17 protein-coding genes are annotated in these 21,838 nt (G+C 67.3%); 10 read left to right on the forward strand and 7 right to left on the reverse strand.

All coding sequences use genetic code 11. The features are described from left to right. Nucleotides 1-29: 29 nt before the first annotated feature. The 8 genes from Q8S30_RS18985 (at nt 30) to cybH (ending at nt 10,421) form a co-directional block, all read left to right on the forward strand. A complete protein-coding gene (locus tag Q8S30_RS18985) occupies nt 30-1,358 on the forward strand; it encodes a sensor histidine kinase (protein ID WP_305667589.1) in 1,329 nt (442 codons plus the stop codon). Next, nucleotides 1,355-2,341: a HupU protein gene (locus Q8S30_RS18990; protein WP_305667590.1), complete on the forward strand. Its 987-nt coding sequence runs from the start codon at nt 1,355-1,357 to the stop codon at nt 2,339-2,341. Before Q8S30_RS18985 ends, Q8S30_RS18990 begins: the two co-directional genes overlap by 4 nt. Further along, on the forward strand, nt 2,338-3,762 hold the full coding sequence (locus Q8S30_RS18995; protein ID WP_305667591.1) for a nickel-dependent hydrogenase large subunit: 1,425 nt from the start codon (nt 2,338-2,340) through the stop codon (nt 3,760-3,762). Before Q8S30_RS18990 ends, Q8S30_RS18995 begins: the two co-directional genes overlap by 4 nt. Before the next feature lie 5 nt (nt 3,763-3,767). Then, nucleotides 3,768-6,005: a carbamoyltransferase HypF gene (hypF, locus tag Q8S30_RS19000; protein WP_305667592.1), complete on the forward strand. Its 2,238-nt coding sequence runs from the start codon at nt 3,768-3,770 to the stop codon at nt 6,003-6,005. Nucleotides 6,006-6,207: 202 nt separating this feature from the next. Beyond that, entirely contained in the window at nt 6,208-7,293 is a 1,086-nt protein-coding gene (locus Q8S30_RS19005) for a hydrogenase small subunit (protein WP_305667593.1), read from the forward strand. Nucleotides 7,294-7,296: 3 nt separating this feature from the next. Further along, a complete protein-coding gene (locus Q8S30_RS19010) occupies nt 7,297-9,090 on the forward strand; it encodes a nickel-dependent hydrogenase large subunit (RefSeq protein WP_305667594.1) in 1,794 nt (597 codons plus the stop codon). 13 nt (nt 9,091-9,103) lie between these two features. Further along, nucleotides 9,104-9,676: a HupE/UreJ family protein gene (locus Q8S30_RS19015; protein ID WP_305667595.1), complete on the forward strand. Its 573-nt coding sequence runs from the start codon at nt 9,104-9,106 to the stop codon at nt 9,674-9,676. A gap of 4 nt (nt 9,677-9,680) precedes the next feature. After that, entirely contained in the window at nt 9,681-10,421 is a 741-nt protein-coding gene (gene cybH / locus Q8S30_RS19020) for a Ni/Fe-hydrogenase, b-type cytochrome subunit (RefSeq protein WP_305667596.1), read from the forward strand. A 79-nt stretch (nt 10,422-10,500) separates the two neighbouring features. Here the strand turns inward: cybH and Q8S30_RS19025 are convergent, their stop codons facing one another. The 5 genes from Q8S30_RS19025 to Q8S30_RS19045 all read right to left on the reverse strand — a co-directional run bounded on the left by Q8S30_RS19025 (nt 10,501) and on the right by Q8S30_RS19045 (nt 17,128). Then, the gene (locus Q8S30_RS19025) at nt 10,501-12,096 is read right to left on the reverse strand and encodes an ABC transporter substrate-binding protein (protein ID WP_305667597.1); all 1,596 of its coding nucleotides are present in this window, start codon (nt 12,094-12,096) and stop codon (nt 10,501-10,503) included. A 183-nt stretch (nt 12,097-12,279) separates the two neighbouring features. Continuing rightward, nucleotides 12,280-13,224 (reverse strand): 3-keto-5-aminohexanoate cleavage protein, encoded by a 945-nt coding sequence (locus Q8S30_RS19030; RefSeq protein ID WP_305667598.1) that lies wholly within the window; start codon nt 13,222-13,224, stop codon nt 12,280-12,282. 4 nt (nt 13,225-13,228) lie between these two features. After that, nucleotides 13,229-14,011 (reverse strand): SDR family oxidoreductase, encoded by a 783-nt coding sequence (locus tag Q8S30_RS19035; RefSeq protein WP_305667599.1) that lies wholly within the window; start codon nt 14,009-14,011, stop codon nt 13,229-13,231. Further along, nucleotides 14,008-16,290, reverse strand: a complete 2,283-nt coding sequence (locus Q8S30_RS19040) for a molybdopterin-dependent oxidoreductase (RefSeq protein ID WP_305667600.1) — start codon at nt 16,288-16,290, stop codon at nt 14,008-14,010. Before Q8S30_RS19040 ends, Q8S30_RS19035 begins: the two co-directional genes overlap by 4 nt. A 4-nt stretch (nt 16,291-16,294) precedes the next feature. Further along, nucleotides 16,295-17,128, reverse strand: coding sequence for a MaoC family dehydratase (locus Q8S30_RS19045; protein WP_305667601.1), 834 nt, complete (start codon nt 17,126-17,128; stop codon nt 16,295-16,297). Between the two features lie 172 nt (nt 17,129-17,300). Between Q8S30_RS19045 and Q8S30_RS19050 the strand changes: the two genes are divergently transcribed. Together Q8S30_RS19050 and Q8S30_RS19055 are read left to right on the forward strand one after the other, a co-directional pair. Next, a complete protein-coding gene (locus tag Q8S30_RS19050; RefSeq protein WP_305667602.1) occupies nt 17,301-18,527 on the forward strand; it encodes an acetyl-CoA C-acyltransferase in 1,227 nt (408 codons plus the stop codon). Continuing rightward, nucleotides 18,524-20,467 (forward strand): 3-hydroxyacyl-CoA dehydrogenase NAD-binding domain-containing protein, encoded by a 1,944-nt coding sequence (locus Q8S30_RS19055; RefSeq protein ID WP_305667603.1) that lies wholly within the window; start codon nt 18,524-18,526, stop codon nt 20,465-20,467. Before Q8S30_RS19050 ends, Q8S30_RS19055 begins: the two co-directional genes overlap by 4 nt. A gap of 1 nt (nt 20,468) precedes the next feature. Here the strand turns inward: Q8S30_RS19055 and Q8S30_RS19060 are convergent, their stop codons facing one another. Both Q8S30_RS19060 and Q8S30_RS19065 read right to left on the reverse strand, forming a co-directional pair. Next, the gene (locus Q8S30_RS19060; RefSeq protein WP_305667604.1) at nt 20,469-21,221 is read right to left on the reverse strand and encodes an IclR family transcriptional regulator; all 753 of its coding nucleotides are present in this window, start codon (nt 21,219-21,221) and stop codon (nt 20,469-20,471) included. A gap of 78 nt (nt 21,222-21,299) precedes the next feature. Next, nucleotides 21,300-21,707 (reverse strand): rhodanese-like domain-containing protein, encoded by a 408-nt coding sequence (locus Q8S30_RS19065; RefSeq protein ID WP_305667605.1) that lies wholly within the window; start codon nt 21,705-21,707, stop codon nt 21,300-21,302. Nucleotides 21,708-21,838 lie beyond the last annotated feature (131 nt).

Below are 21,838 nucleotides of genomic sequence, written 5' to 3' on the forward strand. Positions count from 1 at the left end.
TGACCCATGGCCGCTTCTAGCATTCCCCCATGGCAACCCTGTCCAGCCCCGCCGGCCCCGAGCGGCCCCTGCATTTCTCCGATGACGCCTGGCTGGATGTGCTGCAGGCGATGGACCGGACCTATGCCGATCTGGTCGGCTATCAGGAGCGGCTGGAGCGGCAGAATGCCGAGCTGGAGGAGATGCGCACCTTCCTGACGGCGATCCTGTCCTCGGTGTCCGATGTGCTGATCGTCGCCGACCGTGCGGGGCGCATCGCCCGCTTCAGCCAGTCCTGCGCCGACCTGACGGGCCGCCCCGCGGCGCAGGTTCTGGGCGAGCCGCTGGCCGACATGTTCGCACCCGACGAAAAGGCCATCGTCATCGCCATGCTGCAAACCGTGCGCGACCGGCGGCGCACCAGCAGCTTCGAGGCGAACCTGCTGACCGCCGGGGGGGTGGAGCCGCTGGACATCTCCATCGCCCCCCGGCTCGATGACCGGGGGCGGGTCGATGGCTTCGTGCTGACCGGCCGCCCGCTCGGCGCCCTGCGCACCGCCTATGCCGAGCTCAGCGCCGGGCATGACGCGCTGAAGACCGCGCAGGCGCAGCTGGTACGCAACGAGAAGCTGGCCTCGCTCGGCCGGCTTCTGGCCGGGGTCGCGCATGAGCTGAACAACCCGATCAGCTTTGTCTATGCCAATACCCATGCGCTGGAACGCTATGCCGGCAAGTTCGAGACCTATTTTGCCCGCGTCCAGGACGGCGCCAGCCGCGAGGAGCTGATCGCGCTGCGCCGCGACCTGAGGCTGGACCGCGAGGTGGCGAACCTGCGCGCCGCCATCGACGGCGCCCGCGACGGGGCCGAGCGGGTGCGCGACATTGTCGAGGATCTGCGGCGGCTGTCGTCCGACGGGTCGGGCGAGAAGGTGGTGTTCGATCTGGCCGAAACCGTGCGGATCGCCGCCAGCTGGGTGATGCGCGGGATGAAGCAGCCGGTGGCGCTGGAGATGGGGGTGATGGAACCGGCGCAGGTTCTGGGCCGCGCGGGCCATGTGCAGCAGGTGGTGATGAACCTCGTGCAGAACTCCGTCGACGCGCTGGAAGGGCAGGCGGAGGGCATCATCCGCCTGTCGGTGCAGGCGCTGGAGGGGCAGGCGGTGCTGACGGTGGCCGACAATGGGCCGGGCGTGCCGGGCGATCTGCGCGCGGCGGTGTTCGACCCGTTCTTCACCACCAAGCCGGTCGGGCGCGGCACGGGCCTCGGCCTCTCGATCAGCCACAAGATTGCCGAGGAGCATGGCGGCGCGCTGACGCTGTGCGACGTGGCGGACGGCGCCTGCTTCAAGCTCTCCCTGCCGATGGGGGCCGCGCCATGACCACGCTTCTGTGGCTTCAGGCCTCGGGCTGCGGCGGCTGCACGATGTCGCTGCTCTGTGCCGAAAGCCCCGGCGTGCTGGACTTGCTGGCCGATGCCGGCATCCGCCTGCTGTGGCACCCCGCGCTGTCGGTGGAAACCGGGGCCGAGGCGCGGGCGATCTTGCAGGACGTGGCCGAGGGGCGCATCCCGCTGGACATCCTCTGCGTCGAGGGCGCCATCGCCCGTGGCCCGGCCGGCACCGGGCGCTTTCAGATGCTGTCCGGAACCGGGCACAGCCTGATGCACTGGGCCTCCCTGCTCGCCGAACGCGCGCGGCATGTGGTGGCCGTGGGCACCTGCGCTGCCTATGGCGGGGTCACGGCGGCGGGCGGCAACCCCACCGATGCCGTCGGCCTGCAATATGACGGCGCCCATCCCGGCGGGTTGCTGCCGCCCGAGTGGCGCAGCGGATCGGGCGAGCCAGTGATCAACGTGGCCGGCTGCCCGACGCATCCGGGCTGGGTAACCGAAACCCTGATGATGCTGGCCGCGGGCGAGGCCCTGCCCCTCGACGCCTATGCCCGCCCGCGCTTCTATGCCGACCATCTGGTGCATCACGGCTGCCCCAAGAACGAGTTCTACGAATACAAGGCCTCGGCCCGCGAGCTGTCGGAAATCGGCTGCATGATGGAAAACCTCGGCTGCATCGGCACGCAGGCGGTGGGCGATTGCAACATCCGCCCCTGGAACGGCGAGGGCAGCTGCACCCGCGGCGGCTATCCCTGCATCAACTGCACCGCGCCGCAGTTCGAGGACCCCAGCCACGCGTTCATCGAGACCCCCAAGATCGCCGGCATCCCGGTGGGCCTGCCGACCGACATGCCCAAGGCCTGGTTCATGGCGCTGGCCTCGCTGTCGAAGGCCGCGACACCGCCCCGCATCGGCGCCAATGCCCATGCCGACCGGGTGATCGTGCCGCCGACGCTGAGGAAGCCGCGATGACCGGGGCGCGGCTGGTGGTCGGCCCCTTCAACCGGGTCGAGGGCGATCTGGAGGTGACGCTGGATGTGGCGGACGGCCGGGTGACCCGCGCGCAGGTCAACTCCCCGCTCTATCGCGGGTTCGAGCGGATGCTGGAGGGGCGCGACGCGCGCGACGCGCTGGTCATCACCCCGCGGATCTGCGGCATCTGCTCGATCAGCCAGTCGGCCGCCGCCGCCCGGGCGCTTGGCGCGGCGATGGGCCTGCAGCCGACCCCGCAGGGTGCGCTGGCGGCGGCGCTGATCCATGCGGCGGAAAACGTCGCCGACCATCTGACGCATTTCCACCTGTTCTTCATGCCCGACTTCGCCCGCCCCGCCTATGCCACCCGCCCCTGGCACGCCCGCACGGTGGAGCGCTTCACGGCGATGGAGGGCAGCGCGCAACGCGAGGCGGTGAAGGCGCGGGCCGAGCTGTTGCATGTCATGGGCCTGCTCGCCGGCAAATGGCCGCATACGCTGGCGATCCAGCCCGGCGGCGTGACCCGCGCGCCGGGGCCGCGTGAAAAGGCACGGCTCGCCGCCACCCTGCGCGCCTTTCGCCGCTATCTGGAAACGGTGGTCTTCGGCGGGCGGCTGGAGGATTTCGACGCGCTGGACAGCACTGCCGCGCTGATGCGCTGGAGCGGCGGCGATGTGGCGCTGTTCCTGGAGATTGCCGCCGATCTGGACCTGCACGCGCTTGGCCGGGGCGCCGGGCGCTACCTGTCCTTCGGCGCCTATCCCACCGAAGACGGCCCCGCCTTCGCCGCCGGCACTTGGGCCTTGGGCCTCATGGCCCCCGTCGCGCCCGAGGCGATACGCGAAGACCTCAGCCACGCCTGGATGCGCGGCGCGGCGGCGCACCCCCTGCAGGGCGTGACCGAGCCCGACGAGGCGATGGCCGCCCCCGGCTACAGCTGGTGCAAGGCGCCGCGCCTGTCCGGCCAGCCGATGGAGGTGGGCGCGCTGGCGCGGCAGGTGGTGGACGGGCATCCCTTGGCGCTGTCGCTGGCCGCCGAGGGCGGGGTGCTGGCCCGGGTCGGCGCGCGGCTGCTGGAACTGGCGCGCACGCAAGCCGTGATGGAGCGGCTGGTGGAGGGCCTGACCCCCGGCGCCAGCTTCATGGCGCAAGGCACGATGCCCCGGCACGGCAGCGGCGCGGGGCTGGTCGAGGCGGCGCGCGGCGCGCTTGGCCACTGGATCCGCATCGAGAATGGCCGCATCGCCGGCTATCAGATCATCGCGCCAACCACCTGGAACTTCAGCCCCCGTGACGCGGACGGCACCCCCGGCCCGCTGGAGGCGGCGCTGGAAGGGGTGGCGGTGGAAGGCGAGGTGCCGCTGGCGGTGCAGCATGTGGTGCGCAGCTTCGATCCCTGCATGGTCTGCACGGTGCATTAGGCCGGATGGGGGGCATCTCGATCCGGGTCCGCGGGCAGGTGCAAGGGGTAGGCTTCCGCCCCTTCATCTGGCAGCTCGCGCAAGAGATGGGCCTGCGCGGCCGGGTGCTGAATGATCCCGAGGGGGTGCTGATCGAGGTTGCGGGCACCGGGACGGATGCCTTCGTCGCGGCAATCTCCACCCGCGCGCCCAAGCTGAGCCGGGTGGATGCGGTGGAGGTCTCGCCCTTCCATGGCCCGCTGCCCGCAGGCTTCGAGATCGCCCCCAGCCGCGGCCGCGGCGCCGAAACCCGGGTGACGCCCGATGCCGCGACCTGCCCCGATTGCGCGGCGGAGATCCGCCAGCCGGGCCGCCGCCACGCCTATCCCTTCACCAACTGCACCCAATGCGGCCCCCGCTTCAGCATCCTGCACGCGCTGCCCTATGACCGGGCGCAGACGACGATGGCAGCGTTTGCGATGTGCCCCGACTGCCGGGCCGAATACGGCAATCCCGCCGACCGCCGCTTCCACGCCCAACCCATCGCCTGCCCCGCCTGCGGCCCGCGGCTGTGGTATGAGGCGGCGGGGCAGGCGCAGCCCGGCGATGCCATCGCCCTCGCCGTCGCCTGCCTGCGCATGGGGGGCACCCTTGCGGTGAAGGGGCTCGGCGGGTTCCACCTCGCCTGTGACGCGGCCAATCCCGCCGCCCTCGCCCTCCTCCGCGCCCGCAAGCATCGCCCCGCCAAGCCCTTCGCCCTGATGGCGCGCGAAGCGGATCTGGCGGCGCTGGCCGTGCTGACGGAGGCCGACCTTGCCCTGCTCCGCGACCCGGCCGCGCCAGTGGTTCTGGTCCCCTCGCGCGGCACGCTGCCCGAGGCCGTGGCTCCGGGCATGTCCAGCCTCGGCTTGATGCTGCCCTACACGCCGCTGCACCACCTGCTGCTGGACGCCTTTGCCGGCCCGCTGGTGATGACCTCGGGCAACCTGTCGGGTGAGCCGCAGGTGATCGGCAACGATGAAGCCCGCGCCAAGCTGGCCACCTTTGCCGATGGCTTTCTGATGCATGACCGGGCCATCGCGCGCCGGCTGGATGACAGCGTCGAACGTGCCAGCCCGCCGATGATCCTGCGCCGCGCGCGGGGCCGGGTGCCGGGCACGCTGCCGCTGCCGCCGGGGTTTGGCGAAGCGCCGCAGGTGCTGGCCTTGGGCGGGCAGATGAAGGGCGCGATCTGCCTGCTGAAGGGCGGGCAGGCGCTGCTGGGGCATCATCTGGGCGACCTTGACGATGCGCTCTGCGCCGATGAGTTCTCCAAGGCGATTGCCGATTACACAGCGCTGTTCGACCAGCGCCCCGCCTTGGTGGCCGTCGACGCCCATCCCGGCTACCGCGCCACGCAAGCGGGCCATGCGATGGGCCTGCCCGTTGCAGAGGTCTGGCACCACCATGCCCATCTGGCCGCCTGCCTCGCTGAAAACGGCTGGCCGCGGGACGGGGGCCGCGTGGCGGGCATCCTCCTCGACGGCACCGGGCTTGGCCCGGACGGCACGCTCTGGGGCGGCGAGCTGCTGCTGGGGGATTACCACGGCTTCGAGCGGCGGGGCTGGTTGACGCCCGCGCCGCTGCCCGGCGGCGACCGGGCGGCGCGCGAGCCCTGGCGAAACGCGCTGATGCGGCTGGACGCGGCTGGGCTGGCGGATTGGGCCGATGAGCTGTTCCCCGATGCCCCCCGCGACGGGCTGCGGCAGGCGGCGGCGAAGGGCATCAACGCGCCGCTCTCCTCCAGCGCCGGGCGGCTGTTCGATGCGGTGGCGGCGGTACTGGGGATTTGCCCGAGGGCGCAGAGCCATGAGGGCGAGGCCGCGATGCGGCTGGAGGCGCTGGCGGGTCAGTGGCGGGGTGCGGCGGCGTTGGCGTTTGCGCAGACCGGGCCCCGGATCGACCCCGCCCCGATCTGGGCCGACATGCACCGCCAGATGGCGCAGGGCGCCCCCGCCGCCCAGATCGCCTGGCAGTTCCACGCCGGGCTCGCCACTGCCTTCGCCGGCAAGGCCCGCGCGCTGGTGGAGAGCGGCGAGGCCAAGGCGGTGGTGCTGTCGGGCGGGTGTTTCCAGAACGCTCTGCTGCTGGATCTGACGCTGCAGTCGTTGCACGGCCTGCCCGTCCTGATCCACCGCACGACGCCCGCCAATGACGGTGGGCTCGCTCTGGGGCAGGCCGTCATCGCCGCGGCGCGGCACGTTTCCCAAGCGGAAAGTGCCTGACCAGTCGGACGAAAAGACGGTCAGATTGCATCCGGCACCCTGCGGTAAACTACCGCGTAATCTACTGAAAAAAAACATTAATCCCCATTGTATGCGACGGCCTATTTTCCTTTGTCCCGCCCCCTTGCCCCTGATCCACTGACCCATGGAGAGGTGCGCCGCGCGCATCGGGACAGGAAAGACCAAAAGGGGAGGGCCAGCGTTGAGCCAGATCGAAACCTTCTACGAGGTCATGCGCCGTCAGGGGATCACCCGGCGCAGCTTCATGAAATACTGCTCGCTCACGGCCTCGGCCCTGGGCCTTGGCCCGGCCTTCGTGCCGAAGATCGCCCATGCGATGGAGACGAAACCGCGCACCCCGGTGATTTGGGTCAACGGCCTCGAATGCACCTGCTGTTCGGAAAGCTTCATCCGCGGCGCGCACCCCTTGGCCAAGGACGTGGTCCTGTCGATGATCTCGCTGGATTACAGCCACGTGCTGATGGCGGCGGCGGGTCATGCGGCCGAGGCGGCGCTGGAAGAGGCGATCCAGAAATACAAGGGCAACTACATCCTTGCCGTCGAAGGCAACCCGCCGCTGAACGAGGACGGGATGTTCTGCATCGTCGGCGGCAAGCCCTTCGTGGAACAGCTGCGCCACGCCGCCGCTGGGGCCAAGGCGATCATCAGCTGGGGCGCCTGCGCCTCCTATGGCTGTGTGCAGGCCGCCAGCCCGAACCCGACCCGCGCCACGCCGGTCCACAAGGTCATCACCGACAAGCCGATCATCAAGGTGCCCGGCTGCCCGCCGATTGCCGAGGTGATGACCGGCGTCATCACCTACATGCTGACCTTCGACCGCCTGCCGGAGCTGGACCGCCAGGGCCGCCCGGCGATGTTCTACGGCCAGCGCATCCATGACAAATGCTATCGCCGCCCGCATTTCGACGCCGGCCAGTTTGTCGAGGCCTGGGACGATGACAATGCCCGCAAGGGTTATTGCCTCTACAAGATGGGCTGCAAGGGCCCGACCACCTACAACGCCTGCTCGACCGTGGGCTGGAACGAGGGCACCAGCTTCCCCATCCAGTCCGGCCACGGCTGCATCGGCTGTTCCGAGGACGGGTTCTGGGATCAGGGCGGCTTCTACAACCGCCTGACCAACATCAAGCAATTCGGAGTCGAGGCGAATGCCGATCAGGTCGGCATGGCGGCGGCGGGTGTCGTCGGCGGCGCGGTCGCGGTCCATGCCGCGGTCAGCGCCCTGAAGCGCGCCCAGAAGAAGACGCAAGACAAGGTGGAGAGCTGAGCCATGACGATCACAACGCCGAACGGCTTTACCCTTGATACCGCAGGCCAGCGCATCGTGGTCGACCCGGTCACCCGGATCGAAGGCCATATGCGCTGCGAGGTGAACGTGGATGACCAGGGCATCATCCGCAACGCCGTCAGCACCGGCACCATGTGGCGCGGGCTGGAGGTGATCCTGAAGGGCCGCGACCCGCGCGACGCCTGGGCCTTCACCGAACGGATCTGCGGCGTCTGCACCGGCACCCATGCGCTGACAAGCGTGCGCGCGGTCGAGGATGCGCTGGGGATCACCATCCCCGACAACGCCAACTCGATCCGCAACATCATGCAGCTGAACCTGCAGATCCATGACCACATCGTGCATTTCTATCACCTGCACGCGCTGGATTGGGTCAATCCTGTCAATGCCTTGCGGGCCGATCCTAAAGCAACATCTGAACTACAGCAGATGGTCAGCCCCAACCATCCGCTGTCCTCCCCCGGCTACTTCCGCGATGTGCAGAACCGGCTGAAGGCCTTTGTCGAAAGCGGCCAGCTTGGCATCTTCAAGAACGGCTATTGGGACAACCCGGCCTATCTGCTGCCGCCCGAAGCCGACCTGATGGCCACCACGCATTATCTGGAAGCGCTGGACCTGCAGAAGGAGATCGTGAAGGTCCACACGGTCTTTGGCGGCAAGAACCCGCATCCGAACTGGCTGGTGGGCGGTGTGCCCTGCCCGATCAACGTGCATTCGACCGGGGCCGTCGGCGCGATCAATATCGAGCGGCTGAACCTTGTCTCGTCGATCATCGACAAGTGCATCGAGTTCAACAACAACGTCTATATCCCCGATGTCATCGCCATCGGCGGCTTCTACAAGAACTGGCTCTATGGCGGCGGGCTGTCGGGCAAGTCGGTGCTGGCCTATGGCGACATCCCGGAAAACCCCAATGATTTCAGCGCTGATCAGCTGCACCTGCCGCGCGGGGCGATCATCAACGGCAACCTGAACGAAGTGCTGGATGTCGATGTGCGCGACCCCGAGCAGATCCAGGAATTCGTCGATCACAGCTGGTACGAATACGGCGAGCCGGGCAAGGGTCTGCACCCCTGGGACGGGGAGACCAAGCCGAAATACGAGCTGGGGCCGAACGCCAAGGGCAGCCGCACCAATATCATCGAGATTGACGAGGCGGCGAAATACTCATGGATCAAGGCGCCCCGCTGGAAGGGCCACGCGATGGAGGTGGGCCCGCTTGCCCGCTATGTCGTGGGCTATGCCAAGGGGCATGAGGACATCAAGAACCAGGTCGACGGGCTTCTGGGCACCATGGGCCTGCCCGTCTCGGCCCTGTTCTCGACGCTGGGGCGCACCGCGGCCCGCGCGCTGGAAAGCGAGTATTGCGGTCGGCTGCAGAAGCACTTCTTCGACAAGCTGGTCGCCAACATCAAGAACGGCGACGAAAGCACTGCAAACGTTGCGAAATGGGACCCCTCGACCTGGCCCAAGGAGGCGAAGGGCGTCGGCATGACCGAAGCCCCCCGCGGCGCGCTGGGGCATTGGGTCAAGATCAAGGACGGGCGCATCGAGAACTATCAATGCGTGGTGCCGACCACCTGGAACGGCAGCCCGCGCGATGCGGCCGGCAATATCGGCGCCTTCGAGGCGAGCTTGATGAACACCAAGGTGGAGCGCCCCGAAGAGCCGGTGGAGATCCTGCGCACGCTGCACAGCTTCGATCCGTGCCTTGCCTGCTCCACCCATGTGATGTCGCCCGATGGCCATGAGCTGGCCAATGTCAAAGTCCGCTGAGCGAGGGATGATCATGAAGAAAACAGCACTCACCGCCGCCGCGGCCTTGATCGCCGGCCCCGCGCTGGCCCATACCGGGCATGGCGATGCGAACGGCTTCCTGCACGGGTTGCAACATCCGGTCTTCGGGGCGGACCATCTGCTCGCCATGCTGGCGGTGGGCCTCTGGTCGGGTTTTGTCCTGCCGCGGCACTTCTGGGCGGGGGCGGCGGCCTTCATGGCGCTAATGGCCCTTGGCGCCAGCCTGTCCTGGGCGGGCATCCCCTTCGCCGGGGTCGAAGGCGTCATCCTCCTGTCGGTCATCGCCTTCGGCCTGCTGACGCTGGTCAGCCGACGCGGGCAGGCGGGCTGGATCACCGGCGCCTCGCTGGTCGCCATCGGTGCCTTCGCCTCGGCTCATGGCCATGCCCATGCCACCGAGGCAGCGGGCAATGCCGCGGCCTATCTGGCGGGCTTCCTGATCGCCACCGCGGCGCTGCATCTGGTGGGCATCAGTCTCGCCCGCGCGGTGGCGCAGCGGCCCGTGGTGCAGCAGGCGCTTGGCGCGGGGATCGCGCTGTCGGGTCTCTGGCTGATGGCGGGGTGAGGTCATGGCAACCCCCACCACCAACATCCCGGCCCATGACGTGGCCCCCGAAGACCTCGCCACCGTCAGCCGCCAGACCTCGATCTATGTCTATGAGGCGCCGGTGCGGATGTGGCACTGGATCAACGCCGCGGCGATCCTGGTGCTGTGCGTCACCGGCTACTTCATCGGCTCGCCGCTGCCCTCGATGCAGATCGGCGAGGCGACCGACCAGTTCGTCTTCGGCTATATCCGCTTCGCGCATTTCGCCGCGGGCTGGATCCTGACCGTGGGCTTTCTGGGCCGCATCTACTGGGCTTTCGTCGGCAACCACCACGCCCGGCAGCTGTTCTACGTGCCGGTCTGGAAGCTGGAGTTCTGGAGGGAGGTCATCTTCGAGATCCGCTGGTACCTGTTCATCGCCAAGGAGCCGAAGAAATACGTCGGCCACAACCCCTTGGCGCAGCTGGCGATGTTCTTCTTCATCACCCTTGGCGTCAGCTTCATGATCGTCACCGGCATGGCGCTTTATGCCGAGGGCGCGCAGGAGGGCAGCCTGACCGCCGACCTCTTCGGTTGGGTTCACGGGCTGACCTGGAACAGCCAGCGGCTGCACACGCTGCACCATCTGGGCATGTGGTGGATCGTGATCTTCATGATCGTCCACATCTATGTGGCGATCCGCGAGGATATCATGAGCCGGCAGTCCATCGTCTCGACAATGATCTCGGGCCACCGGACGTTCAAGGACGACCGCGACGACTGATGCCTTTGGAGGGTGAGGTCTAATCGGCGACCCCCTCGCAGCAACGGATGGCCCCCGCAAAAGGGGCCATCCGCTTCTGTTAGCCGCGCGTCAGGGGCCGGAAGTCGAGCTGGCGGTGGAAGGTGTAGCTGTAATCCTCCACCGATTTCGCCATCCCGGTATCCAGCGAGGGGTGCCACAGCAGGATGATCGGAACCTCGTCCTTCACCAGCTCGATCATCCGCTTCACGCTTGTATCGTAGACGGCCTGATCGGTCTCATAGCGGGTGGCGTCGACCAGCGAGATGAATTCGGGGTTCTGGTAGGAGCCGAAGTTCCAGCGGGTTTCGCCATAGTAGAAGACCCGGAAGAAGTAGTCCGGATCGGCAAGGTAGGAGGTCGAACCCTCAAAGTAGAAGGGCACCTTCTTTTCCTGCAGCAGCGTGCCCAGCTGGCCGGCCGGCACCTTGTCGATGGTGACGCGGATGCCGATCTTGCCCAGGCTTTCCTGCAGCAGCAGGGCCACCGGCTCGGCGACCGTTGCCACCGACAGTTCGAACTGGAAGGTCGTGTCGAACCCGTCCGCCAGGCCCGCCTCGGCCAGCAGCGCTTTCGCTTTCTCCAGATCGGTGGAATAGCCAAGCGGTTGCGGGAAGGTCGTGGTGTCCGGCGCGCCCGGCTCGCCGCCGAACAGCGGCTGGCCGCGGCCGAACAGGGCGGTCTGGAACATCGCGTCATAGGGCAAGGCGTAGGCAATGGCCTGGCGGACGCGCACATCGTCGAACGGCGCAAGCTGGCTGTTCATGCCGATGAACTGGAAGCTGGAGGTCGGAACGCCGACCACCTTCACATCGGGGTTTTCCAGCAGGCGGATCACATCCTTGGGCGGCAGGTCCTGTGCGATGTCGGCATCGCCCTTCAGCAGCGACGCGACCCGGCTTTCCGCTGCGGGAACCGTCTGCCACAGCACCTGCTTGTAGGCCGGCAGCTCGCCCGATTTCCAGTCCTCGAACCGCTCGAACAAGATGCGCTCGCCGATCTGTGCGCGGGCGATCTTGTAGGCGCCGCCCCCCGCCGGATTCATCTTCAGCCATTCCGAGGCGAAGGGATCTTCAGCCGTCGCATGTTGCAGCGCGAGTTTCGAGTTCACGATGATCGGATAGGTCAGCGCGAGGTTGGGCAGCGCAAAGCGGTCGGGCTGCGGCAGGTCGATGCGGACGGTGTGGGCATCGACCACAACGAATTGCGATGTCTCTTTCATCGAGCCGGTGCCGAACTGCGACAGGCCGATGGGGCTCGACACGACGCGGTCGAGCGACCATTTCACGTCTTCCGCCGTCACCGGGGCGCCGTCATGGAAGACCGCATCCTTGCGCAGATAGAAGGTGATGGATGTCTTGTCGTCAGAGATCTCGTAGCTCTCTGCCAGTTCGGGCTGGATGTCGAAATAGTCGTAATAGGCCGTGCCGTCCTCGCGCGCCTTGTAGGCGAACTTGACCAGCCGGTCGTAGATGTTCCAGCTGATCTGCAGCGAGTTGCGGTTGATCCCCACCGAGAAGCTCTCGAAAGAGTTGGCGGCCCCCTCGCTGAGGACACGAAGGCTGTCCTCGCGCGATTGCGCGGCGGCCCATTTGGCGGGCAGGACCATTCCCGCCCCAAGGATCATTGAACTTGTCAGAAATTCGCGACGTTTCATGGTGACTCCGTTGGACATTGGGGCCGCTTAGCCGGGTCGGTTTGCGATCTCCAGCTTTACGGCGTTACGAGCATTTTGGCTTCGCTAACTTTGTTGGGCGTGGCGGAGAAAAAATCCCCGCCACCACCGTCCTTTGGCGCGGCACAGGTCCGCGCATTGCCCCGGCCGCAAACGGCCAAGGCGTCAGAACGCGACCTGGCTTGCGCCCTTGAGGCCAAGCATCCGGCGTGCGTCTTCGGGGCTGGCGACCTCCTTGGTCAGGCCCTCGATGATCCCGCGGATCATCGTCACCTGTTCGCCGTTGGACTCGGCCAGCTTGCCGCGCCCGGCATAAAGGCTGTCCTCCAGCCCGACGCGGACATTGCCGCCCATCGTCGCGGCCATCGTCGCCATGTTCATCTGGTGCCGCCCGCCGGCCAGCACCGACCATTGATAGGTCTCGCGGCCGAACAGGCGGTCGGCGGTTTCCTTCATGAACATCAGGTTTTCCGGGCCCGGCCCGATCCCGCCAAGCGTGCCGACGATCAACTGCAGGAACATCGGCGTCTGGACCAGCCCGCGGTCCAGCATATGCGCGAGGTTGTAGAGGTGCCCCACGTCATAGCATTCAAACTCGAACCGGGTGCCGCCCTTGCCCATGACGGACAGGATCGTCTCGATATCGCCAAAGGTGTTGCGGAAGATCGCGTTGCGCGAGGCTTCCAGATACTCCTCTTCCCAATCGTATTTCCAGCTGCCGCGATACTTGTCGATCATCGCGTAGGTGCCGAAGTTCATCGACCCCATGTTGCACGAACACAGTTCCGGCGAAGCGGTGGAGGGCGCGTGCAGCCGGTCCTCGATCGACATGAAGGTGGACCCGCCGGTGGTCATGTTCAACACCGCGTCACATTCGGCGCGGATCGAGCGCAGGATATGCAGCCAGATGCCCAGATCGGGCGTCGGCCGATGGGTTTCCGGGTCGCGGGCGTGCAGGTGGATGACCGCCGCCCCCGCCTTGGCCGCGCCGATGGCCTGCTCGATGATCTGGTCGGGCGTGATCGGTAGGTGCTCCGACATCGTCGGTGTATGGGTCGCCCCGGTGATGGCGCAGGTGATGATGACCTTGTTGCGGTCGGCCTTGTTCATGCGATTACTCCGTATATTCCAGCCCGCCGCAGATCTGCATGACCTGCCCGGTGATCGGCCGGCCCGAGGGGCCTGCGAGGTAAAGCACCAGATCGGCAATCTCCTCGGGTTCAACCATCGTCTTCATCGACACGGCCTTGAGAGCGATGGCCTCCATCTCTTCGTAGGAGATGCCGCGCGTGGCGGCCCGGTCGGTGAATACGCGGCGGATGCGGTCGCCCGACACCACGCCCGGCGCGATGGCGTTGACGCGGATCTGGTGGGGGCCAAGCTCCACCGACAGCGCCCGCATCAGCGAGATCACCGCCGCCTTCGACGCGGCATAGGGAGAGCGCAGCCCGAAGGCGTATTTCCCTGCGACCGAGGCCATGCAGATGATCGACCCGCTGGGGTTCTTCTTCAGATGCGGGATCGCCAGATTGGCCATGTAGAACTGGCCATGCACGTTGACGGCAAAGCATCGCTCCCAATCCGCGGCCGCGATTTCCTCGACCCGCGCTGCGGGCCCCGCGATGCCGGCGTTGTTCACGAGGATGTCGAGCCCGCCCATATCGGCGACGGCGGCGCTGACCAGCGCCTCGCAATCCGAGGCAACGGCCACGTCGCAGACCATGGTGCGGGTACCCGGAAGTTCAGCCTTCGCCGCCGCCAGATCGCCCTCGGCGATATCGCCGATCCACAGTTTCGCGCCCCGCGCATGCATCGCGCGCGCAATCGCCAGCCCGATGCCATTGGCCCCGGCCGTGATGATGACCCGCTGGCCTTGCCAGTAGTCCGCCTGCGTCATGTCTTCTCCTGCTCTTCAATGACGGGCGGTTCGAAGGCGCGCACGACGGGCGGGGTGCCTTCGAACCGTTCCGCAAAAACGATGGTGGTATGGGCGGTCGGCCCCTGCGCAAGGCGCGAGGTCGGCTTGTCCAGCGTCAGCACGTTGACGTTGCCGTGGCGGTCCAGCCCTGCCTCATCAAGGTCGAGCCAGGCGCCGGTGGACATCTGGACCACGCCCATCGCCACATCCACGCTGAGGACCGCGCCCGCAAGGCAGCTGCCCCGGTCCGAGCGCAGCAAGATCACGTCGCCGTCCCGGATGCCGCGCTTTGTGGCCTCGTCCGGGTGCAGCCGCGCCGGCTCTCGTCCCATGATCTTGCCGGCGCGCGACCAGCTGCCCTGATCAAGCTGGCTGTGCAGCTTGCGCGAGGGCTGGTTGGAGATCAGATGCAGCCCGCCTTCGGGCGCATTGCCCAGCCATTCGGCCGGCTCGAACCATGTCGGCAGCCCGGGGCAATCGGCATAGCCGAAGCTTGCCACCCGGTCGGAGCGGATCTCGATCCGGCCCGAGGGGGTGGGTAGCGGATGGGCGGCGGGATCGTGGCGGAAATCCTGCATCAGCGATTTGGGGGTCACCCGCTGCTTGAACAGATACTCCCCTGCCTCCCAGAAACTGTCGAAATCCGGCAGGGTGTAGCCATGCCGTGCCGCGGCGCTGACGCCCTGGTCATACAGCTCGCGCAGCCAGTCCATCTCGTTCCGGCCCTCGGTGAAGGCCGCGCCGAAGCCCATTTGGCCCGCGATCCTTGCCAGGATGTCATAGTCGTTCAGCGCCTGCCCCAGCGGCTGGATCGCCTGTTTCATGGCGATCAGATGCGGCTCGGCCTTGGCGATGCCCAGATCGTTCCGCTCTATGCTCAGCGTGCAGGGCAACACGATATCGGCATGGCGGGCGATGCCGTTCCAGAACGGTTCCTGCACCACCACCAGCGCCGGCTTTTTCCACACGCGGTGCAGGCGGCGCAGGTCTTGCTGATGGTGGAAGGGGTTGCCCCCCGCCCACCAGATCATCTGGATATCGGGATAGGTGTAGCGGGCGCCGTCATAGTCGAACTCTGCCCCCGGATGCTCCAGCATATCCCCCAGCCGCGCCACGGGGATGAAGCGTTGCACCGGGTTGCGGAGTTGCGGGAAGGCCGGCCAGGCGAAGGGCAGCGACGAATTGCCCACCCGGTTCGCGGCAGAGTATCCGGTGCCGAAACCGCCGCCCGGCAGGCCGATCTGGCCCAGCATCGCGGCAAGTGTGACGGTCATCCAGATCGCCTGCTCGCCATGATCGGCGCGTTGCAGCGACCATGCGCAAGAGATCATGGTTCGCCGCGCGGCCATCTTGCGGGCAAGGTTGCGGATACGGTCTGCCGGAATGCCGGTGATAGCGGCGGCCCATTCGGGCGTCTTCTGGGCGCCGCCGTCGCGACCCAGAAGGGCATCACGGAAGGCTTCGTAGCCGGTCGTGAAGCGGTTCAAAAAGGTGTGGTCGGCCAGCCCCTCGACCTCCAGCACATGGGCAAGGCCCATCATCAGCGCCACATCGGTATTGGGCCACGGCGCGATCCAGTTGGCACCCAGTTCCGGGTCCATGTCATCGCGCAGGGGGCTGATGTTCACGAACTCCGCCCCCGCCGCCCGCGCGGCGCGCAGCTGGTCCGGCACGCGGTGGCGGCTGACCCCGCCGGCGCTGACCTGCGCGTTGCGGGCAGGCAGCCCGCCGAAGCCCACGAACAGCTGGGTATGGCCGACGATCAGCTCCCACGGGGTCTGGTTGTCGGCCATGCCGTCCTGGCTGCCGATCAGATGCGGCAGAACCACCTCGGCCGCGGCATGGCTGTGGGTGTTGACCGACCGCACATAGCCGCCGGCAAGGTTCAGGAAACGGTGGATCTGGCTTTGCGCATGATGAAAGCGCCCGGCGCTGGCCCAGCCATAGGAGCCGCCAAAGATCGCCTCATTGCCATGCCGGGCGATGATCGCCTGCATGTCGGTGGCCAGCAGCGACACCGCCTTGTCCCAGGGCAGCGCGACGAAGCTGTCATCCCCCCGCCCCGCGCCGCCATCACCGGCCATATAGCCCTTGCGGACCATCGGCTGCACGATCCGCACGGGACTGGTCGCGGCATCCACGAGGTTCTCGCTGATCCGCGAGGGGTTCGGGTCATCCGCCGGCATATCCATCGCCACCAGCCGGCCACCCCTGACAACCGGAACTGCGCGTCCCCAATGGCTCAGCGTCAGGGCCATCGCGTCACCGGGTCTCGGCCAGGCCGCCGTCGAGGATCGGGCTGTCCCGCTCGACCGACCGCGCCGCGAATTGCACGCTGCCCTCGGCCAGCCACCAAGACACCGCGAGATGCTCGCCGGGATACAGCGGCCCGCTGAACCGCGCGGCAAAGCGCGTCAGCCGCGCAGGATCGCCGTCGCAGAACAGGGTCAGAAGGGCGTGGCAGACCAGCCCGAAGGTGTTGGCGCCGTGCATGATCGGCCCTGCGAACCCGGCTGCCTGCGCTACTTCTGGCCGCACATGCAGCGGGTTGCGGTCTCCCAGCAGGCGGAACAGCAGCGGGCTGTCTGGGCGGGTGGCAATCTCGCTGGTGCGGTCCGGTGCACGCTCTGGTGCGCGGATCATCTCGAAGGCATCGCCCTGGCTGCCGCCAAAGCCACCCCCGCCCATCACGAACAGGTTCGACAGCGAGGTGAACTGCAGCTCCTCGCCCGCCAGCACATCGGTCTGGTGCAAGATCAGGGCCGGGCGCCCCTCGCCCTTGTCGGTGAGGCCGGCGATGCGCGGGCGCACGGTCAGCGCCGCGCCGGGGGTCAGCGGGCGATGCATCCGCAGGTCCAGCCCGCCATGCACCACCTTCGCAAGCTCGATCCCCGAGGGTTCCATCCAGCTGTCATCGAAGCACAGGTTCTGGCCAAAGCTGGGCAGCACTGCCAGGCCGTCCTCATGCACGAAGCGCAGATCGCCCCCTTGCCCGGCGCCGCAGCACAGGGCGTAAAGGATGGCGTCCCGCGCCGGGAAAGTGCCGGACCTTTCGCTGAACCGATGGTCGAAAATCTTGCCGGGATCTAGGGCCACGCTGTATCCGTCCTTCTTCGCTTAGGATCCAGACTTGCATTACGTTTTGAAAATTGCAACATGGTTCCGAATAGTGAAACGTTTTTCTCTTCCGGCGCGTCTGAATGCAGGGATGCGGGGCAAATGCCGCGCAAAATGGCAAAGACGGCGAGAGAGGCAGCGAAGGGATGCCATGACCGAAGCCGTGATCGTCAGCGCCGCGCGCACCCCGATAGGCAAGGCCTATCGCGGCGCCTTCAGCGACACCTCGCCCCAGCAGCTCGCCGGGCATGCGATTCGTGAGGCGCTGGGCCGCGCGGGCATCACCCCCGAAGATGGCGCGGCGGTCCGCGATGTCATCCTGGGATGCGCGCTGCAGCAGGGCGCCAGCGGCTTCAACATCGGCCGGCAGGCGGCCTTGGCGGCGGGGCTTCCCGTCACCGTGCCGGGGATGGCGGTGGACCGGCAATGCTCCTCGGGCCTCGTCGCGCTGGGGCTTGCCGGGCATCTGGTGCGGAACGAAGGGGCGCAGATCGTGGTGGCGGGCGGCGTCGAAAGCTGCTCGGTGGTGCAGACGCAGCATATGAACCAGTATCGTGCCGCCGATGCCGATCTTATGGCGCGCCACCCCGCGCTCTACATGCAGATGATCGAGACGGCAGAGATCGTGGCACAGCGCTATGGCGTGACGCGCGCCGCGCAGGATGATTTTGCGCTGCTGTCGCAGACCCGCGCCGCCGCAGCGCAGGCGGCGGGGCGCTTTGACACCGAGATCTTCGCGCTGCAGGTCCGCCAGTTGGTGAAAAACCGCGACAGCGGCGAGGTGTCCGCCACAGATCGCCGGATGGCCGCCGACGAATGCAACCGTCCCGGCACCACGCTGGCCGATCTGGCCCGGCTGTCCCCCGTGCTGCAGGGCGGCCAGCAGATCGCGCAGGGCGCACATGTCACCGCCGGCAATGCCAGCCAGCTTTCCGACGGCGCCGCCGCGCTGGTGGTGATGTCGGCGGCAGAGGCCGCCCGCCGCAACCTGTCGCCGCTTGGCGCCCTGCTCGGGGTCGAGGTTGCCGGCTGCGCGCCGGATGAGATGGGCATCGGCCCGGTCTTTGCGATCCCGGCGCTGCTGCGGCGCTTTGGCCTTGGCGTGGACGATATCGACCTTTGGGAGCTGAATGAGGCCTTCGCCTCGCAAGCGCTCTACTGCCAGGGCCGGCTGGGGATAGACCCCGAGCGGCTCAACGTGAACGGCGGCGCCATTGCGCTGGGCCATCCCTATGGCATGTCGGGCGCGCGGATGGCTGCGCATGTCCTGCACGAAGGGCGCCGGCGTGGTGCCCGCTGGGGCGTTGTGTCGATGTGCATCGGCGGCGGCATGGGCGCGGCCGGCTTGATCGAGATTTTCTTAGGATCGCAACCATGACCCGCACCCCCTTGTCAGAGACCGTCACCGCCGAACGGATCGGCCCCGTGCTGGTCATCCGCATCGACAACCCGCCGCTGAACCTGCTGTCGGCCTCGGTCCGACAGGGGATGGCGCAGGGGCTGGCGGAGGCCGTGGCGGCACCCGAGGTTGCGGCGATCGTCATGGTCTGCGCGGGCAAGACCGGCTGGTCTGGGGCCGATATCCGCGAGTTCGGCGGGCCGATGGCCAAGCCGGGCCTGCCCGCCCTGGTCGCAGATATCGCCGCCAGCCCCAAACCCGTTATCGCAGCGCTGCATGGCCGGGTTCTGGGCGGCGGGTTTGAAATCGCGCTGGCCGCAACCGCCCGCATCGCCGCGCCGGAAACGCGGCTTGGCCTGCCAGAGATCCGGCTGGGCCTTGTCCCCGGCTGCGGCGGGATCGAGGCGGTGACTCGCCTTGCCGGGACAGAGGTGGCGCTGGACCTCTGCCTGTCGGGCCGCGATGTGCCGACAGAGGAGGCGCTGCGCCTTGGCCTGCTCGATGCGGTGGCGACGGGGGAGCTGACCGAAGCGGCGATCCGGCTGGCCGAAGCGCTGCCCGTCCGTCTGCCCCCGCGCCCCGACCCCGACGCGCCCACCCGGATCGCCGGCTGGGCTGCGACAAACGCCGCCCGGCTGCGCGGTCAAGCCGCCCCCGCCGAGGCGCTGGCGCTGATCGAGGCGGCGGCCCTCGACCCGACTGCCCCGCTTGAGGGCCAAAGTCAGGCCGCGTTTCACCGGCTGGAGCGTGGCCCGCAATCCGCCGCGCTCCGCCACCTGTTTGCGGCAGAGCGCAAGGTGCGGGATCTGCCTGCACTGCCTGAGGGCGCGGTGGAGCTGCCGGTTGAGACGGTCGGCATCGTCGGGGCGGGCACGATGGGCAGCGGCATTGCCACTGCGATGCTGTCGGCGGGCCTGACTGTGCTGCTGCATGATGCGGATGCGCGCGGCATGGCCCGGGGCCGCGACCTCATCGCCGGGAATCTGGACGGCGCGGTGCGGCGCGGAAAGATCACGCCCGCCGGCCGGGACGCTGCTCTTGCCCGGCTGCACCTTGCGTCCGACCTTGCCGCGCTGTCGGCCGCGGATGTGCTGATTGAGGCTGTCTATGAGTCGATGGCGGTCAAGAAGGCCGTCTTCGCACAGCTGGATGCCATTGCCCGGCCCGGGGCGATCCTTGCCACCAACACCTCATTCCTGAACATCGACGAGATCGCGACCGCCACCCGCCGGCCAGCCCATGTTCTGGGGATGCACTTCTTCTCGCCCGCGCATGTGATGAAGCTGCTGGAGGTTGTGAAAGGGGCAGACACCGCGCCCGAGGCCCTTCGTGCGGCGATGCTTCTTGGGCAGCGGATCGGCAAGGTCGCGGTCTGTGTCGGCAATTGCCACGGCTTCGTCGGCAACCGCATCTTGCTGCGGCGCCAGCAGGCGGCGATGGACCTGCTGCTGCAAGGCGCCTCGCCCTATGACATCGACCACGCGATGGAAGCCTTCGGCCTGCCGATGGGGCCGTTCCGCATGGCCGATCTGGCCGGGCTCGATGTCGGCTGGGACCGGGCGGGCAGCGCCGGGCGCAGCGTCGAGGAGGTGTTCTGCGAGGCGGGGCGCTTTGGGCGCAAGAACGGCCTCGGATATTACGCCTATGATACCTCGGGCCGTGCCGCGCCGTCGGAGGCCGCGCTTGCGCTGATCGCCGGTTTTCGCGCCAAGGCGGGGCACGCCGATGGCGAAGCGGCGCAGCATGACCCCGAGGCGCTGCTGCAGCGGCTGCTGGATCCGATGCTGGAGGAGACGGGCAAGATCATTGCGGAAGGCATCGTCCAGCGCCCGTCCGATATCGACGTGATCTGGGTGCATGGTTACGGCTGGCCCGCCTGGCGCGGCGGCCCGGCCTGGTACCGCGACCACCGCGGCTAGGTCAGGCCGACAGGCGATGGCCGATCTGTTCGGAAAAGCGCCGCGCCACCTCTGACACCGCGGTCAGGAAGCGGGTCCGGGCGGCATCGGTCAGGCGAAAGCTGGGCAGGCTGATGCCGATGGCGCCATAGGTCACGCCATCGGTGCCGATCACCGGAGCGGCGACGCCGGCGACGCCTTCGCGATACTCATTGACGCCGACCGCCGCCCCTTCGATGCGGGCCTTGTCGAGATTGGCCTGCAGGGCCCCCAGATCGGTGATGGTCTGCTCGGTGAAGCGCTTGAGGTCGGGCCCAAGCGCCAGAACCCGATCCGCCGGCTCGACCATCAGGAAGGCCTTGCCGAACGAGGAGGCATGAATGGGCGAGCGGCTGCCAAGCGGCACCATCGCCTGCAACTGCTGCGCGCAATCGACCTTTTCCACGATGATCACATCGCAGCCGTCGCGGCGGGTCAGGATCGCGGTTTCCTCGGTCTGCTCCATCAGCTCTTGCAGATAGGGCCGCGCCGCCACCCGCAGGTCGTTGCGCTGGAAGGCGCGCACGCCAATCTCCCACATCCGGGTCGTCATCATGTAGCGCCCATTGGGTTCGTCCTGCGTGACATATCCCATCTGCGACATCACTTCGAGCATCCTGTAGGCCGTGCTCTTGTTCATGTCAGCCGCGCGCGACAGCTCTGCCATGCGGACCGGCCCGTCATACTTCGACAGCAATTCAAGCAGTTTGAGTGCTTTTTCGACGGTGCCGCTCATAGAACTTCATTCCTGTACAACTTGCGCGATATGAAACGTTCCTGCGACCTTCTGCAAGGCCGCAGGAGGGGGCGTGGATCACGCCTTGGGTGCCACCATCTCCACACTGCCGCCAGCCTCTTTCCAGCCGCCAAACCCGGTGCGGATATGGGCGACGGGCGCCAGCCCCATCTCTTGCGCGGCCTTGGTCGCCAGCGCCGACCGCCAGCCAGACGCGCAGTAGAAGACGAAGGTCTTGTCCTCCTGGAACACCGGCTTGGCATAGGGGCTTTCCGGGTCGATCCAGAACTCCAACATCCCGCGCGGGCACGAAAAGGCGCCAGGCACCTTGCCCTCACGCTGAACCTCGCGCGGATCGCGCAAGTCGACGAAGACGACATCCTCGCGACCCTGCAAGGCGATGGCGTCTTCGGCAGTGATGGTCGTCACCTCTGCATTAGCTTCGGCAACCATATCCTTGATATGCTTGGTGATTTTCTGCGGCATCCCTGGGCTCTCCTGTTCTGGCGCAACTGCCCGATTTTGGGGCAAAGGCCGAAATTTCCCGGGCTCATCCTAAACTGTCATTGACAGGTTCCGCAAACTAATAAAACGTCGTCTCAAATATTGAAACGAAT

Origin of the sequence: Frigidibacter sp. (assembly GCF_030695035.1) — a bacterium.
In the GTDB taxonomy this organism is placed as follows: Bacteria; Pseudomonadota; Alphaproteobacteria; order Rhodobacterales; family Rhodobacteraceae; genus Frigidibacter.